The following is a 16,835-nucleotide window of genomic DNA, read 5'->3' on the forward strand; positions in this document are numbered from 1 at the left end:
GAGTTACCGCGGTATGCCTGAGAGACCGCAGTGCCTGAATCGCGAGCAAGCCCGCTCCCACAGCAAGCCCGTTCCCGCAGGGTTGGGCCTGGGTCAAGTCAGGTAGTTCTACTGATCTTTGGTGAGCACGCTTTGTTCCGCATCCTTGTTTAACGCCTGCAGGCTTTCCAGTGCGGTTTCAGCCTTTATGGCGCGCAAGGAAAGGGCCGCGTGGCTTTCCTGGATCTGGGTGTGGGCCTGCTTCAACCCTTCACTTTCCTGTGCGGCCACGCGCAGGCGCTCTTGAAGCAGGGTGCGCTCACTCTGCAGTTGGCCTAGCTGGGCGGTGAGCTGTGCATTGAGGTTGCCCAGCTTGTGCTGCTGGTCGCCAGCCTGCTTCAGTTCCTTGCTCAGGGCACGGCTCTCGCTCAATACGCGCTCGTTGTCGCGATGCAGCTGGGTGATTTCGTCCTGACGCACCAGTGCGCTTTGTTGTGCCTGGCGTAGCTCCATCTGCACTTGCTGCAGCTGCCCTTCGTGGCGGCGCTGATCCTGCTCGCGCTGCTCCTTGACCGCGCTGCGGTAGTGCTCAAGGGCGTCGCGGGCGTGCAGGTGCTTCTCTTCCAGCGAACGGATCTGCTCGTCGCGGTCCTTGAGGCGCAGGTCAAAGTCGCTGCACGCCTGGTTCAGGGCGGCATTGCGGGTCTGCTCGGTCTGCAGCATGGAGCGGGTGGCGTCGAGGTTGGCGCTTTCCTGCTGCAGGGCCGTGCCCTGGATCTCCAGTTGCTGTTCCAGCTGAGCGCGAGCGTCCTGCGCCTCGCTCAGTTGCGCCTGCAGCTGCACCTTGAGCTGCTCGTAATGCGCCTGCGCCCGGTCGATGGGCTCTTGCGCCTGTTCTTGCAGGCGCTGGGCGAGGCGGGCGACCAGCTCGGTCAGTTCGTCATCGATCTGCTCGCGGGGCGCGCCACGGCGCGAATCTACCTCGTCCAGCTCTTTCAGGTAGCGGTGGATGGTGGTCTTGGACCCGGTATTGCCCATTTCGATACGTACCGCATCAATGCTCGGATGCTCGCCGCGGGCCAGGATCGCTGTGCGTGCAATTTGTACGACTGCCTTGTTTACACCGCCACGGGCCATGGCTATCTCCTACGATTATGTGCTGTGGTATGTATCATGTAATTACATACTATATTAGCACATTATTTTTGGTTTATTTTGTTAAAAATAACACGGGATATACTGGTATTATCCCGTGCTAGAGCCTTTGAACTGCTTTTAAGGCCCGTTTTCAGTACGCCAGACAAGAGAGCTGCCCCATGAGCGAGCTGGATCGCTATTTAAATGCTGCGACCCGCGACAACACCCGCCGCAGTTATCGAGCTGCCATCGAGCACTTCGAAGTGACCTGGGGCGGGTTTCTGCCGGCTACCAGCGAGAGCGTGGCGCGCTATTTGGTGGCCCATGCCGGGCAACTTTCGATCAACACCCTCAAGCTGCGCCTGTCAGCCATTGCCCAGTGGCACAACAGCCAGGGGTTTGCCGACCCGACCAAGGCGCCGGTGGTGCGCAAGGTGTTCAAGGGCATACGTGCCTTGCATCCGGTACAGGAGAAGCAGGCCGCACCGTTGCAATTGCAGCATCTTGAACAAGTGGTCGAGTGGCTGGAGGGTGAGGCCCTGTCTGCGCAAGCCTGCGGCGATCGGCCAGGGCTGTTGCGCGCAAGGCGCGATGGCGCCCTGATCCTGCTCGGTTTCTGGCGCGGGTTTCGCAGTGATGAGTTGTGCCGCTTGCAAGTCGAGCATGTGCAGGCAGTGGAGGGGGCAGGCATTACCTTGTACCTGCCGCGCAGCAAAAGCGACCGCGACAACCTGGGCAAAACCTTCCAGACCCCGGCGCTGCTGCGCCTGTGTCCGGTACGCGCTTACATTGAATGGCTCAACACGGCAGCCCTGGTGCGCGGCCCGGTGTTCCGCGGGATTGATCGCTGGGGCAACCTGGGGGAGGAGGGGTTGCACGCCAACAGCGTGATCCCGCTGCTGCGCCAGGCCCTGGAGCGAGCCGGCATCCCGGCCGAGCAGTACACCAGTCACTCCTTGCGTCGCGGTTTTGCAACATGGGCCCATCAAAGTGGCTGGGACCTGAAGTCGCTGATGAATTACGTCGGCTGGAAAGACATCAAGTCAGCCATGCGCTATGTTGAAGCCACCCCGTTTACCGGGATGAGCATCACCGCGCAAAAAAACATCGGCAACTGATCGACATCAAGTTGAAACCTGTTCAGGTGGATCATATTTAGTTTTCGGCTATTTATAGGTACGCCTGATAGCTAAAACCAATCGTCAGCATCAGCTTTGCCAATGAGCCAGATACGCAATGAGTTGTTAGGATTCACCCCATCAACTTTTCAACCATGACGGAGAGTCAACGATGCCTATCATCAACAGCCAAGTTAAACCATTCAAAGCAACTGCCTACAAAAACGGCAGCTTCGTGGAAGTGTCGGACGCTGACCTGAAAGGCAAGTGGTCTGTCGTGTTCTTCTACCCAGCCGACTTCACCTTCGTTTGCCCAACCGAACTGGAAGACCTGGCTGACAACTACGAAGAGTTCAAGAAACTCGGCGTGGAAATCTACAGCGTGTCGACCGACACCCATTTTGCCCACGCTGCCTGGCACAACACTTCGCCAGCCATCGGCAAAATCCAGTACACCATGATCGGCGACCCTACGCTGACCATCTCGCGCAACTTCGACGTGCTGATCGAAGAAGCAGGCCTGGCTGACCGCGGTACGTTCGTGATCAACCCTGAAGGTCAGATCAAGATCGTTGAACTGAACGACGGCGGCGTTGGCCGTGACGCTTCCGAGCTGCTGCGCAAAATCAAGGCTGCTCAGTACGTTGCTGCCCACCCAGGCGAAGTGTGCCCGGCTAAATGGAAAGAAGGTGAATCCACCTTGGCTCCATCGCTGGACCTGGTCGGCAAGATCTAAGTCTGTGATGAACCCTAGGGCGGTGATCCGCACCTGAGTTGCAAGCAGCATCGCCCTCAAAACGCCCGGGCGACATTCGCTCGGGCGTTTTTTTTACACAGAATTCAGTATTAAGGAGATCGCCCGTATGTTGGACGCCAATCTAAAAGCTCAGTTGAAGTCATACCTGGAGCGGGTCACGCAGCCGATCGAGATTGTTGCCTCACTCGACGACGGTGCGAAATCCCGTGAAATGCATGACCTGTTAAAAGAAATCGCCAGCCTTTCCAGCATGATCACCTTGCTGGACAACGGTAACGATTCGCGCAAGCCTTCGTTCTCGCTGAACCGCCCGGGCGGCGATATCAGCCTGCGTTTTGCAGGTATCCCCATGGGCCACGAATTTACTTCGCTGGTGCTGGCCTTGCTGCAAGTCGGCGGCCACCCATCGAAAGCCAGTCCCGAAGTGATTGAACAGATTCGCTCCCTTAAAGGCGAGTTCAACTTCGAGACCTATTTCTCGCTGTCCTGCCAGAACTGCCCTGACGTTGTGCAGGCGCTGAACCTGATGGCCGTGCTGAACCCGAATATTCGTCATGTGGCGATTGACGGCGCCCTGTTCCAGGACGAAGTCACCGAGCGTCAAGTGATGGCGGTACCTAGCGTCTACCTTAACGGTGTCAACTTTGGCCAGGGTCGCATGGGCCTGGAAGAGATTCTGGGCAAGCTCGACACCAGCGCCATTGAGCGTCAGGCCGAGAAAATCAGCGCCAAGGAAGCCTTTGACGTGCTGGTGATCGGCGGTGGCCCGGCAGGTGCAGCAGCGGCCATTTATGCTGCGCGCAAAGGCATCCGCACCGGCGTGGCAGCCGAACGCTTCGGCGGCCAGGTGCTGGACACCATGGCCATCGAGAACTTTATCTCGGTGCAGGAAACCGAAGGGCCGAAGCTGGCCACGGCACTGGAAGAGCACGTCAAGCAATACGACGTCGATATCATGAACCTGCAGCGTGCCGACAAGCTGATTGCCGGCAAGGCAGGGGAGTTGCACGAGGTGAAGTTTGCCAGCGGCGCTTCGCTCAAGGCCAAGACCGTGATCCTGGCAACCGGTGCGCGCTGGCGTGAAATGAACGTGCCGGGCGAGCAGGAATATCGCAGCCGCGGCGTGGCGTACTGCCCGCACTGCGACGGCCCGCTGTTCAAGGGCAAACGCGTTGCAGTCATCGGCGGCGGCAACTCTGGCGTTGAAGCAGCCATCGACCTGGCCGGTATTGTGGCCCATGTGACGTTGCTGGAGTTCGACACCAAGCTGCGCGCCGATGCCGTGTTGCAACGCAAGCTGCACAGTTTGCCGAACGTGAAGGTCATCACCAACGCACAAACCACCGAGGTCACCGGTGACGGTCAGAAGGTCAACGGTTTGCGTTACAAGGATCGTCAGTCGGGTGAAACCCACACGGTCGAGCTGGAAGGCATCTTTGTGCAGATTGGCTTGCTGCCAAACACCGACTGGCTCAAAGGGTCGGTCGAGCTTTCGCCTCGCGGCGAAATCGTGGTCGATGCCCGCGGTGAAACGTCCATCCCAGGCATTTTTGCAGCCGGTGACGTGACTACCGTGCCCTACAAGCAGATCGTGATAGCCGTAGGTGAAGGTGCCAAGGCCTCGCTGAGTGCCTTTGATCATCTGATCCGCACATCTGCGCCGGACTAAGCGCGCAGACATAAAAAAACCCATGAGCAATCATGGGTTTTTTTTGCGTCCGGTTTTTACATCGGTTGCGGCTGGATGATCTCGACCCAGTAGCCGTCCGGGTCCTTGACGAATGCCAGGGACTTCATGCGGCCGTCGTTCAGACGCTTCTGGAAGTCCACGCCCAGGGTTTCAAAACGCTCGCAGGCGGCGCGAATATCCGGCACCGAAATGCAGATATGGCCAAAGCCGCGCGGGTCGGTGTTGCCGTTGTGGTAAACCACGCTGTCGTCGGTTTCCGAGCCGTGGTTGTGGGTCAGCTCCAGAATGCCGGGAATCGACTTCATCCACAGTGTGCGGGCTGCGTCATCTGCCGGGATCTGTGCCTTGTCGACCAGCGCCAGAAAGTACAGGCTGAATTCGGCTTCGGGGAAGTCACGCTTCTCAACCAGGGAGAAACCCAGGACGCGGGTATAGAAATCCAGGGACTTCTCGATGTTCTTGACGCGCAGCATGGTGTGGTTGAATACGAAATTTTGCGTTGCGCTATCCGGGGCAGCAGTGACACCGGGGATGTTGTTCAGGTCTTGCAGGCTCATGAACCCTCCGAAAATGATGCATAGGTGATCGGTCGCTACGGTGAGCGTGATGGGCGAATGATACGGAATGTGACGTCTGGCGCCAAACCCGTTTTCAGCGGTGCAGGCGGTCTGCGGCAAGGGGCAGAGCAGGGTGTGGGGCAAATCCTGGGCAAAAAGAAGCCCGCCGAAGCGGGCATGGGGCGCTAATCCTTTAGCAGCCTCTATCCTGTGACCCTCGATGTGAAAAATTTGTGAAGTGTCGGCGCGTTTTCAGCCTTTTGGTCGCACGGATCGCACAACAGGACAATTCCTACAAGGTATTACTGCTTTAGACGTAGGGCATTGATTATGGGCGCACTGATGGGGGAGTTAATTACGCGGACATGTTCAACGAATGAAATAGTGCATGGGTTTAACGGGTGGGTATCTTCGAGTGTTGCACTCAAACAACCAGATGATAAGTAGGGGCTTGAGCGAAGCTGAATGAAGTTGAGTCTTTGTAATTAAACAACTTTAATGGCGTTGACGATAAAAAAAGCCCCGTACTGGCGCAATGCTGTTCACTTAAGAGCCACGCAGTTCAAGTGTGGGAGCGGGCTTGCTCGCGATGGTTTTCAGAGCACCGCATTTACTCAGTAAATACGCGTCTTCGTTCACGACCATCGCGAGCAAGCCCGCTCCTACAGATGCACAAATCGCTTAAGTGACAACATTGCCGCTTTGTCGGGGCCTTGATTGTGTACAGGCTTTAAGCGCGCAGCCAGCTGTCCACTGTGGCAGCACCGTACTCTTCTTTCCAGGCTTTCAGGCCGCGGTGATTGCCGCCCTTGGTTTCAATTAGTTCACCGGTGTGCGGATTCTGGTAGACCTTCAACACTCGTGCCTTGCGTTGTTTGGGGGCAGCAACCCCTTTTGCCGCAGCAGGGTTGGGGTCAAGAATGGCGATGATGTCCCGCAGGTTTTTGCCGTAGGTTTTCATCAAGGCTTGAAGTTTTTCTTCAAACTCGATTTCTTTTTTCAGTCCCGCATCATTTTTCAAGGCTTCCAATTGAGCCAGCTGTTCTTGTAGCGCTTTTTCAGCAGCGCGAAACTCAGCAAGTCTAGACAAAGTCATTACTCCATTCACAGGTTCGGTGGCATGTCACCGAAGCGAATTAATGATGTTTGGAATGCACAAGATTTACAGGGCTAACGTGCAAGTGCCATTCACTTGCTGCCGCGCCCGCTGATGCAAACATTTAAAAGTTCATGTTGACACAAAAAAATTGTAGATGTTAATTGCTGCGCTGCCAAGTGCTGCAGGCGGTCTATTGGAAAAAGTTTTATGGACAACGCCTGCCTTATATTAAGAGGGGGTTAAGCGTGCCTGCAAAGCCAGAATAAACTCGGCGGGCGGCATGGGCCGGGCAAACAGATAACCTTGTAAAAAATCAACGCCCTGATCAGCCAGGTACTGACTTTGTTCTTGTGTTTCTACCCCTTCGGCGACAATCCCCAAATCCAGCTTGGCACTCAGCTCGATGATGCTGTCCAGAATATGCCGGGACAATGCATCGGCGCCAATCATGGCGACGAAACTCTGATCGATCTTCAAGTAGTCGACATTAAACTCGCGCAAGTAACTCAAGCTTGAATGCCCGGTGCCAAAGTCATCAATTGCAATCATCACCCCCAGCGCGTGCAGTTGGCTGAACAAGTGGTGGGTGGTGCTGCTGGGCACGATCAATTCACGCTCGGTGAGTTCCAGCACCAGATTGATATGCCCGGGGGGGAACGCGGCAAGAAAACGCTGGCAGTCCTCAACCAGCTCAAGGTTTTGGCAATGGTGGGCGGCAATATTGAATGCCAGGTGAAAACCCGGTTCCAGTTCGCTGGCATGGGGGGCCAGCCACTGTGCGGTTTGGGCCATGAGCGAACGCGTCATGGGCACAATCAACCCTGAGTGTTCGGCAAACGGGATAAACAAGTCCGGCCGCACCAGGCCTTCTTTTGGGTGTTGCCAGCGCATCAAAACTTCTGCGCCGGCCCATTGTTTGGTATCGCCGCGAACAACGGGCTGGAAGTAAGGAATAAACTCGGCAGCGTCCAGTGCCCGTTGCATTTCATGGGTCGGGGAAGAGGAGCGTTTTTTAAGCCGGTTAACCGTGGCAGCAGAGATCAGCCCCAGGAAGATCAACAAACCCAGTAACCCCGGGTATTCAACAATAATGCGGCGCCATACTTCATCTTTATCAAATCCGGCGACAACCCGGTAAGGAAACGCTGGCGATGACACGGCAGTTAGTGCCGAAGGCGGTTGAGGCGTGGGCGTGTTGCGCACCTGGCCATAGCGGTCAATCCAGTGGTTACCGACTTCAATGATCAATTCGGTTTTAGGATTGATCAGGGCCAGTAGATTAACCAGATGCGAGCCATACAACACGATCAGTACGCCACGCTCGCCGTTGTTTTGCCGGTAAACCAGAACGGGGTCTTCGGGGGTTACGTCCGTGCCGTCCATCAGTGACAGCACGCCATCCTTATACAGGTCAGGGTTGACCGCCGCTTTAAAACTGCCAAACAAGGAGGTGCAGTAAACCTGGTTGTGCCAGACCAGAATCACCGAGCGTACAAACGGGCGCCGTACAACTTGTTCGCGCAGGGCCAGTTCAACCTGAGGGCACTCCTGGCCTGCCAGCGGCAAGACGATATCCGCGGCCAGTTTGGCATTGTCGAGCATCAGGTCGAATTGGCGCACGGCTTCAGTGGCGGTGCGGGTGGCTTCAAGTTCAAGCGAGCGGTGGGCCTGCCAGATAATGATCAGGACCCCCAGCACTACCGGCAACAGGCCACTGAGCACAATCAAAGCATAGCGGTCGGTCCATTTACGGCTCAGTTTCAAGGTGAGTGGCATTCAGAGTCCTGGTACACATTAGGAAGACTTGGGTGCAAGCTACAGAACAATAGTAAATGTCCAGCGTTGCCTGCGGGTATTTCACATGGGGTAGGACAAACCGGATTACGCCATGTAGAATCGGCTTACGCATACAAGAATAACGACTTCTGCCACCAGAAGCCCAACCGCGTAAGAGATGGATCGAAATGAAGCGATTCGGGTTGCAATTGATCTACGGAGATTTCCTCGCGCGCAGTGTACGCGGGATCTCCTGTGCGCCTCCTGCCAGCCTCGGCATTGTTAGTGAATAACCCCCTGTTAATTCTAAAAATGACCATGATGAGGCGCCGAAAATGGCAGATCTATACGAAAACCCGATGGGCCTGATGGGCTTTGAATTTATCGAATTCGCGTCCCCTGTTCCCAATACCCTTGAGCCTGTGTTTGAAATCATGGGCTTCACCAAGGTGGCGACCCACCGCTCCAAAGATGTCCATCTGTACCGTCAGGGCGATATCAACCTGATCCTCAATAACGAGCCCCACAGTGTTGCGTCCTACTTTGCAGCCGAGCACGGCCCTTCGGTCTGCGGCATGGCTTTTCGCGTGCGCAACGCGCAACAAGCCTACAACCGCGCGCTGGAACTGGGCGCACAACCGGTGCATATCCCTACCGGACCAATGGAACTGAACCTGCCAGCCATCAAAGGCATTGGCGGCGCGCCGCTGTACCTGATTGACCGTTACGGTGAAGGCAGCTCGATCTACGACATTGATTTTGTCTTTATCGAAGGCGTAGACCGCCACCCGGTGGGGGCGGGGCTGAAGATCATCGATCACCTGACCCATAACGTGTACCGCGGCCGTATGGCGTATTGGGCCAACTTCTACGAGAAGCTGTTCAACTTCCGTGAAATTCGTTATTTCGATATCAAGGGCGAATACACCGGCCTGACCTCCAAGGCTATGACCGCTCCGGACGGCATGATCCGCATTCCGTTGAACGAAGAGTCGTCCAAGGGCGCAGGGCAGATCGAAGAATTCCTTATGCAGTTCAATGGCGAAGGCATTCAGCACGTGGCATTCCTCAGCGATGACCTGATCAAGACCTGGGACGCCCTGAAGAAAATCGGTATGCGCTTTATGACTGCGCCGCCCGAAACCTACTACGAAATGCTCGAAGGCCGCCTGCCAAACCACGGCGAGCCGGTGGAAGCGCTGCAATCGCGGGGGATTTTGCTGGACGGTTCATCTGACTCGCAAGACAAGCGTCTGCTGTTGCAGATCTTCTCGGAAACCCTGATGGGACCTGTGTTCTTCGAGTTTATTCAACGCAAGGGCGATGACGGCTTTGGTGAAGGCAACTTCAAGGCGCTGTTTGAATCCATCGAACGCGACCAGGTGCGTCGTGGTGTGTTGAGCACTGACTAGCTGACTAAAAGCCGACTTGAATCACAACCCCCTCACCCCAGCCCTCTCCCAAAGGGAGAGGGAGCTTGATCGAGGGATATTTCAAGGTTGTGGCAGTCTGATAGTGCCGAGTTGAATCCTGCATCAACTCGGTCAGTCCCCTCTCCCTCCGGGAGAGGGTTAGGGTGAGGGGCTTTTTGTTGCCCCCTAAAACAATCCCGCCGCAATATTGATCGAAAACCCCAGCACGGCCGTGTTGAACAAAAACCCCAGTAGTGAATGCCCAAGCACTGCCTTGCGCATTTCGCGGGTGGCGATACTCACATCGGCTGTCTGCACCGCAACGCTGAGGGTGAAAGAGAAGTACATGAAATCCCAGTAGTCCGGGTTCAGCTCTCCCTCAGGGAAGCGCAGCGCCGGCTCGGTCCCTTCGTTGTTATAGAACAACCTCGCGTAGTGCAGGCTGAAAATAACCCCGATCATCAGCCACGATCCCACCACTGTCAGCCCGGTAAAACCGTAATGCATCAGGCGATCGCCATCGCTGAGCTTGTTGCCTGACAGTTCCAGTGTCACTGCCGCCAGGCTGGCAATCGAAGCAATGCACACGGTGATTAACACCATACTGGCGTTTTCATCTTCCACTTCAGCCGTGCTTTTCACGTCACAGGCTTTGGCGCGGATCACCAGCCAGAGCGTCATTGTCAGGTACAGCCAGACCCCGGCATTCCAGCCCAGCAGGAACTTGGTGGTCAGTGTGGAGGCGGGGGCAAAAATGCCGACCGCCACCCCGAGCAGGGTGGCGATGGTGAGGCGAGGATGGGTGCGAGCAAGGTGCGACATAAACAATCCCTGTTACCAAGTAATGCAGCACCTTAGCACGCACCGCGCTGGCTTAACGCTGGCGAGGCTTGCTTCTTGTCAGTTTCATGACGACCACGAAGAACACCGGCACAAACACCACCGCCAGGGTGGCGACGATCATGCCGCCGATCACACCGGTACCGATGGCCTGCTGGCTGGCCGAGCTGGCCCCCGTGGCAATGGCCAATGGCACCACGCCGAGGATAAACGCCAGCGATGTCATGACAATCGGACGCAAACGCAAGCGCGCGGCCTGCACGGTCGCATCCACCAGGTCATGGCCTTCGTCGTACAAGGTTTTGGCAAACTCGATGATCAGGATGGCGTTCTTCGCTGACAAGCCAATGATCGTGATCAGGCCTACTTTGAAGAACACGTCGTTAGGCATCCCGCGCAGCGTTACCGCCAGCACGGCACCGAGTACGCCCAACGGCACAACCAGCAGGACCGCAGTCGGTATCGACCAGCTTTCATAGAGTGCGGCCAGGCACAGGAATACGATCAGCAGCGACAAGGCCAACAGAACCGGAGCCTGCGCGCCGGACACCTGCTCCTGCAACGACAGACCGGTCCATTCCAGGCCCATGCCTGCAGGCAACTGGTCGACCAGACGCTGCACTTCTACCATTGCTTCGCCAGTACTGTGACCGGCCGCCGATTCACCGGAAATGCTGATAGCCGGGTAGCCGTTATAGCGCGTCAACTGCGATGGCCCCTGGATCCAGCGGGCTTCGACAAAGGCCGACAGGGGGACCATCTTGCCCTGGTCGTTGCGCACATTTATTTTCAGCAAATCTTCGACCTGGCTGCGCTGGTCTCCTTCAGCCTGGACCACGACCCGCTGCATGCGCCCCTGGTTCGGGAAGTCATTGATGTAGGCCGAACCCACGGCCGTCGACAGCACGGCACCAATGTCGGCAAAGGAAACCCCCAAGGCATTGGCGCGCTTGCGATCGACTTCAAGTTGCACCTGCGGGCTCTCTGCCAGCGCTTCTTCGCGGACATTGGCCAGTACCGGGCTTTTTTCCGCCAGTGCCAGCAGCTCGCTGCGGGCTTGCATCAATGCGTCGTAGCCAACCCCGCCGCGGTCTTGCAGGCGGAACTCAAAACCACTGGACGTACCCAGGCCACTGACCGGGGGCGGCAAGATGGCAAAGGCAATCGCGTCCTTGAGTTCACTGAAGGCCGCGTTGGCCCGGTCGGCGATCGCCGCTGCCGAATCGCTGGCTCCGCGCTGCGACCAATCCTTCAGGGTGGTGAAGGCCAGTGCCGCGTTTTGCCCGCTGCCCGAGAAACTGAACCCCAGAATCATGGTGGTGTTGCCCACGCCGGGCTCGCTGGCGTTGTGGGCCTCGATCTGCTCGACCACGTTGATCGTGCGGTTCTGGCTGGCACCCGGTGGCAGCTGGATGTCGGTGATGATGTAGCCCTGGTCCTCGACCGGCAAAAAGGAGGAGGGCAGGCGTGCAAAGCACACCACCAGTACCACCAGCAAAGCGCCATACAGCAGCAGATAGCGGCCGCTGCGCTTGATCAGATGCACCACCCAGTTTTCATACCCTGCGCTCAGGTGCTCGAACTTGCGGTTGAACCAGCCAAAAAAGCCGCCCTTGGTGTGATGTTCGCCCTTGGCGATCGGCTTGAGCAGGGTTGCGCACAGCGCCGGGGTCAATGACAGGGCCAGAAATGCCGAGAACAGAATCGAGGTCGCCATCGACAGCGAGAACTGCTGGTAAATCACCCCCACCGAACCTGGCATAAAGGCCATGGGGATAAACACGGCCACCAGCACCAGGGTGATGCCGACGATTGCGCCGCTGATCTGGGTCATCGCCTTGCGTGTGGCGTCGCGGGGTGACAGCCCCTCGCTGACCATGATCCGCTCGACGTTCTCCACCACCACAATGGCATCGTCCACCAGAATCCCGATGGCCAGCACCATGCCGAACATGGTCAGTACGTTGATCGAGAACCCCAGTACCAGCATGGTGGCAAAGGTGCCCATCAGTGCCACCGGCACCACCAGCGTCGGGATCAGGGTGTAGCGAATGTTCTGCAGGAACAGGTACATCACCAGGAACACCAGCACCATGGCCTCGACCAGGGTGTAGATCACCTTGGTGATCGAGACTTTGACGAAGGGGGTGGTGTCATAGGGGATGGTGTACGACACGCCTGCTGGGAAGTAGCGGCTGAGTTCGTCCATTTTGGCTCGAATCAGGTTGCCGGTGTTCAGCGCATTGGCCTCCGGGGCCAGCTTGACGCTGAAGGCGCTGGCAGACTTGCCGTTCAGGCGGGTGCCGTACTGGTATTCCTGGCTACCGATCTCAACCCGGGCCACATCGCTGACGCGTACCGTTGAGCCGTCGGGGTTGGCGCGCAGGACGATATCGGCAAACTCTTGCGGGGTTGAGAGCTGGCCCTTGACCAGTACCGTGGCGGTGATTTCCTGGGTGGAACGGCCCGGCAAGTCGCCGATGCTGCCTGCCGAAACCTGGGCGTTCTGGCTGGCAATGGCCTGGTTGACATCCGCTGGCGTCAGGTTGAAGCCAATAAGCTTTTGCGGGTCGATCCAGATGCGCATGGCCCGTTCGGCGCCATACAGCTGGGCCTTGCCCACGCCGTCGATGCGCTTGACCTCGTTCATCACGTTGCGCGCCAGATAGTCGCTAAGCGCGACTTCATCCAGGGTGCTGGTGCTGTCGGCGGTAAGGGTCACCAGCATCAGGAAGCCCGAGGAGATTTTCTCCACCTGCAAGCCTTGCTGGATAACCGCCTGGGGCAGGCGTGACTCGACCGCCTTGAGGCGGTTCTGCACATCTACCTGGGCCATTTCCGGATCAGTGCCGGGCTTGAACGTGGCGGTAATGCTGGCACTGCCCAAGCTGCTCTGGGATTCGAAATAAAGCAGGCCGTCGGTGCCGTTGAGCTCCTGCTCAATCAGGCTGACCACGCTTTCGTCCAGGGTTTGCGCCGAGGCCCCCGGGTAAATCGCGTACACCTCGACTTGCGGCGGGGCCACGTCGGGATATTTGGCGACAGGCAGCTGCGGGATGGCCAGGGCCCCCGCCAGCAGAATGAACAACGCAACGACCCAGGCGAAGACCGGGCGGTCGATAAAGAACTGCGGCATGCTCACCGATCCGTGGAGTGTGCGAGAGGGAGTGTCGGGTCATCGATTTGGACTTGTTCGCCCGGGCGGGCGTGTTGCAGACCTTCAGTGATAATCCGGTCACCGGCCTTGAGCCCCGACGTGACCGCCCAGCGATCATTTTGCGCGCCGCCCAGTTGTACCGGTTGCAACTGCACGCGGTTGTCGGCATCGATCAACAGCACTTGGGCGATACCGGCGCTGTCGCGCAGGATGGCCCGTTGCGGCACGCTGATGCCTTCCTTGTTGACGGCCTGCTCCAGCCGTACCCGCACAAAGCTACCGGGCAGCAAGTCATAGTCGGGGTTGGGGAATTCGCTGCGCAGGATGATCTGCCCGGTGCTCGGGTCAACCGTCACATCAGTGAACAGCAATTTGCCCGGCAACGGGTAAGCACTGCCGTTGTCGCGAATCAGGGAGGCCCTGGCCTGCTGCTTGCCGACTTGCTGCAGTTCGCCGGCGCGGAAGGATTCGCGCAGGTTGTCCAGGTCGCGGGTGGATTGGGTGAGGTCGACATGGATCGGGTTCAGTTGCTGGATGCGCGCCATCGGCGTGACTTCGCCCTGGCCGACCAGGGCGCCTTCGGTGACCAGCGCGCGGCCAATGCGCCCGGAAATCGGCGCGGTCACGGTGGCATAACCCAGGTTCAGTTTTGCGCGCTGCACGGCGGCCTTGTTGGCGGCCACATCGGCGTTGGCTTGCTGCGCTGCTGCGCGCGCGTTGTCATGGTCCTGGCGGCTGATGGCATTGATGCCGATCAGCTCGGCATAGCGCTGATCCTGCAGTTTTGCCTGCAGGGCCACTGCCTCGGATTTGCGCAGTGCTGCACTGGCGCTGTCCAGATCGGCCTGAAACGGGGCAGGGTCGATCAGGAACAGGACATCGCCCTGTTTGACTTCACTGCCTTCGGTGTACACGCGCTTGAGCACCACGCCTGCAACCCTGGCGCTGACTTGCGCCACACGCGGGGCGACCACGCGCCCGCTCAATTCGTTATTGACCGACAGGGGCGCCGTGGCGATGACTTCGGTGCGCACCTTGGCCAGAGGCGGCCGGGTTTCAGCGACCGGGCTTTTGTCACAGGCGCTGATGGCCAGGGCCAGGGCCGTTAGAAATAGAGGGGCGAAGAGCTTTTTCAACGATCGTGCCTTCTGAAATATGCGGGATGTTTCTGTTTGGCATGCTAAGCGCAGCACGCAAGGGGCGTTGTGAAGCTATGTAGAGGGTGTGTGAAAAAGTGTGAAGGTTATGCGGCTATCCCTGCCAGGTTGTATATCCTTCGGGTTTCCACCGGTTGTAAGCAGTTATTATGCCCACTATTTTGCTGGTCGAAGACGATGCCGCACTTTCGGAGCTGATTGCCAGCTATCTGGAACGTAATGGCTATCAAGTCAGCGTGATTGCCCGCGGCGATCAAGTATGTGACAGAGCAAGAAGCAACCCCCCGGACCTGGTCATTCTTGACCTGATGTTGCCGGGCCTCGATGGCCTGCAAGTCTGCCGATTGCTCCGTACCGAGTCGGCAAGCCTGCCGATCCTGATGTTGACGGCCCGCGACGATAGCCATGATCAGGTGCTGGGGCTAGAGATGGGTGCTGATGATTATGTGACAAAACCTTGCGAGCCCCGCGTCCTGCTGGCCCGTGTGCGCACTCTTTTGCGTCGCAGCAGCCTGGCCGAGCCGCAGATGGCCAGTGACCGCATCATTATCGGCAACCTGTGCATCGACCTGTCGGAGCGCACCGTCAACTGGCGCGGGCAGACCGTCGAGCTGTCCAGCGGCGAGTACAATCTGTTGGTGGTGCTGGCCCGCCACGCCGGTGAAGTGCTGAGCCGCGACCAGATTTTGCAGCGTCTGCGCGGTATCGAGTTCAATGGCACGGACCGCTCGGTCGACGTGGCTATTTCCAAACTGCGGCGCAAGTTCGACGACTGCGCCGGTGAAGCGCGCAAGATCAAGACCGTATGGGGCAAGGGCTATCTGTTCAGCCGCTCCGAGTGGGAATGCTGAGGCCATGTTCAAGATCCTGATACGCCTCTATCTGGTGACCATCGTCACGTTTGCCATGGCCAGTTACCTGGTGCCCGGGGTGATCGTGTCGCTGTTTCACGAGCGTTTCATGAACTACAACATCGACATGTCGCGGGGCATGCAGGCCCTGCTGGTCAAACAGTTCCACCATCTGCCCGCTGAACAATGGCCCGACCTGGCCCGGGAAATCGACACGCAGTTCCAGCCGATAAGAGTCAACCTGCTGCCCATCACCGATGCCAAGTTCACTGCCGGCGAGCAACAACAGTTGAAGCAGGGGCAGGGCGTGTTGCGCATTGGCGAGTGGGGCTGGCGGACGCTGGTGGTTTCACCGCTGGACGATCAGGTGGCAATCGAATGGGTCATGCCGCCTGATCCGTTTGACATGAATGTGCTGTACTGGAGCATCAACGTGCTGATCGGTGCCGCCATGCTCGGTGGCCTGCTGTTGTGGCTGCGGCCGCACTGGCGCGACCTGGAACGGCTCAAGCTGACGGCGGCACGCATCGGCCAGGGGCAGTTGAGCGAACGTACGCAGATCTCCCAGCGTTCCAATATTCATGGTCTGGCCACGGTGTTTGATGCTATGGCGCAGGATGTCGAGCATCTGCTCAACCAGCAGCGAGACTTGCTCAATGCGGTGTCCCATGAGCTGCGCACGCCTTTGACGCGCCTGGACTTCGGCCTGGCCCTGGTCTTGTGTGACGACTTGCCCGAAGCCAGTCGTGAACGCCTGCAAGTGCTGGTGGGGCATATCCGCGAACTCGATGAGCTGGTGCTTGAGCTGTTGTCTTTCAGTCGCCTGCAGAACCCGGCGTTGCTGCCGGAACGGGTCGACGTGTCGCTGGATGAGTTTATCGACAGCATCCTCGGCAGTTTCGATGAGGAGCTGGAGGCCCCGGAAATCGTCCTGGATGTGCTGTTGCACGGTACTCAGGAGCGCTTTGCCCTTGATCCACGGCTGACCGCGCGGGCGCTGCAAAACCTGCTGCGCAATGCCATGCGTTACTGCGACCGGCGCATTCAGGTGGGGGTCAACGTCACTGCGCAGGGCTGCGAACTGTGGGTGGATGACGATGGTATCGGTATTCCCGAGCAGGAGCGCGAGCGCATCTTCGAGCCGTTTTACCGTCTGGACCGCAGCCGCGACCGGGCGACCGGCGGCTTTGGCCTGGGCCTGGCAATCAGCCGCCGTGCCTTGCAAGCACAGGGCGGCACGCTGAACGTCGAGCAATCGCCCCTGGGCGGTGCCCGCTTCAAACTCTGGTTACCGGTTTGAAGCGG

13 protein-coding genes are annotated in these 16,835 nt (G+C 58.1%); 6 read left to right on the forward strand and 7 right to left on the reverse strand.

The genetic code is table 11. The annotated features are described in order from the left end of the window. Nucleotides 1-108 precede the first annotated feature (108 nt). Entirely contained in the window at nt 109-1,116 is a 1,008-nt protein-coding gene (locus BLU25_RS02970; RefSeq protein ID WP_016780889.1) for a DNA-binding protein, read from the reverse strand. A 179-nt stretch (nt 1,117-1,295) separates the two neighbouring features. Between BLU25_RS02970 and BLU25_RS02975 the strand changes: the two genes are divergently transcribed. The 3 genes from BLU25_RS02975 (at nt 1,296) to ahpF (ending at nt 4,660) form a co-directional block, all read left to right on the forward strand. Further along, nucleotides 1,296-2,234, forward strand: coding sequence for a site-specific integrase (locus BLU25_RS02975; RefSeq protein ID WP_083369515.1), 939 nt, complete (start codon nt 1,296-1,298; stop codon nt 2,232-2,234). Nucleotides 2,235-2,406: 172 nt separating this feature from the next. Next, complete coding sequence (gene ahpC / locus BLU25_RS02980) at nt 2,407-2,970, forward strand: alkyl hydroperoxide reductase subunit C (protein ID WP_016780891.1); 564 nt, start codon at nt 2,407-2,409, stop codon at nt 2,968-2,970. A gap of 127 nt (nt 2,971-3,097) precedes the next feature. Then, nucleotides 3,098-4,660: an alkyl hydroperoxide reductase subunit F gene (ahpF, locus tag BLU25_RS02985; RefSeq protein WP_016780892.1), complete on the forward strand. Its 1,563-nt coding sequence runs from the start codon at nt 3,098-3,100 to the stop codon at nt 4,658-4,660. Between the two features lie 56 nt (nt 4,661-4,716). Here ahpF and gloA read toward each other — a convergent pair whose 3' ends face one another. The 3 genes from gloA to BLU25_RS03000 all read right to left on the reverse strand — a co-directional run bounded on the left by gloA (nt 4,717) and on the right by BLU25_RS03000 (nt 8,113). Beyond that, nucleotides 4,717-5,238, reverse strand: a complete 522-nt coding sequence (gene gloA, locus BLU25_RS02990) for a lactoylglutathione lyase (protein ID WP_016780893.1) — start codon at nt 5,236-5,238, stop codon at nt 4,717-4,719. A 730-nt stretch (nt 5,239-5,968) separates the two neighbouring features. After that, nucleotides 5,969-6,328, reverse strand: a complete 360-nt coding sequence (locus BLU25_RS02995; RefSeq protein WP_029611406.1) for a histone-like nucleoid-structuring protein, MvaT/MvaU family — start codon at nt 6,326-6,328, stop codon at nt 5,969-5,971. Nucleotides 6,329-6,565: 237 nt separating this feature from the next. After that, nucleotides 6,566-8,113: an EAL domain-containing protein gene (locus tag BLU25_RS03000; protein ID WP_016780896.1), complete on the reverse strand. Its 1,548-nt coding sequence runs from the start codon at nt 8,111-8,113 to the stop codon at nt 6,566-6,568. A gap of 335 nt (nt 8,114-8,448) precedes the next feature. On the opposite strand from BLU25_RS03000, the gene hppD reads away from it, so the two are divergent. Beyond that, on the forward strand, nt 8,449-9,525 hold the full coding sequence (hppD, locus tag BLU25_RS03005) for a 4-hydroxyphenylpyruvate dioxygenase (protein WP_016780897.1): 1,077 nt from the start codon (nt 8,449-8,451) through the stop codon (nt 9,523-9,525). A 186-nt stretch (nt 9,526-9,711) separates the two neighbouring features. On the opposite strand, the gene BLU25_RS03010 is transcribed toward hppD, so the two are convergent. From BLU25_RS03010 to BLU25_RS03020, 3 genes are read right to left on the reverse strand one after another with little or no spacing between them, the layout of a single operon-like run. Then, nucleotides 9,712-10,347: a DUF1345 domain-containing protein gene (locus BLU25_RS03010; RefSeq protein WP_016780898.1), complete on the reverse strand. Its 636-nt coding sequence runs from the start codon at nt 10,345-10,347 to the stop codon at nt 9,712-9,714. Nucleotides 10,348-10,399: 52 nt separating this feature from the next. Then, complete coding sequence (locus BLU25_RS03015; protein WP_083369516.1) at nt 10,400-13,501, reverse strand: efflux RND transporter permease subunit; 3,102 nt, start codon at nt 13,499-13,501, stop codon at nt 10,400-10,402. A 2-nt stretch (nt 13,502-13,503) separates the two neighbouring features. Then, nucleotides 13,504-14,658: an efflux RND transporter periplasmic adaptor subunit gene (locus BLU25_RS03020; protein ID WP_016780900.1), complete on the reverse strand. Its 1,155-nt coding sequence runs from the start codon at nt 14,656-14,658 to the stop codon at nt 13,504-13,506. Nucleotides 14,659-14,828: 170 nt separating this feature from the next. On the opposite strand from BLU25_RS03020, the gene BLU25_RS03025 reads away from it, so the two are divergent. Then, nucleotides 14,829-15,530, forward strand: a complete 702-nt coding sequence (locus BLU25_RS03025) for a response regulator (RefSeq protein WP_016780901.1) — start codon at nt 14,829-14,831, stop codon at nt 15,528-15,530. A gap of 4 nt (nt 15,531-15,534) precedes the next feature. Then, the gene (locus BLU25_RS03030; protein ID WP_016780902.1) at nt 15,535-16,830 is read left to right on the forward strand and encodes an ATP-binding protein; all 1,296 of its coding nucleotides are present in this window, start codon (nt 15,535-15,537) and stop codon (nt 16,828-16,830) included. The last annotated feature ends 5 nt before the right edge of the window (nt 16,831-16,835 follow it).

The organism is Pseudomonas fragi, from assembly GCF_900105835.1.
GTDB classification, from domain to species: Bacteria; Pseudomonadota; Gammaproteobacteria; order Pseudomonadales; family Pseudomonadaceae; genus Aquipseudomonas; species Aquipseudomonas fragi.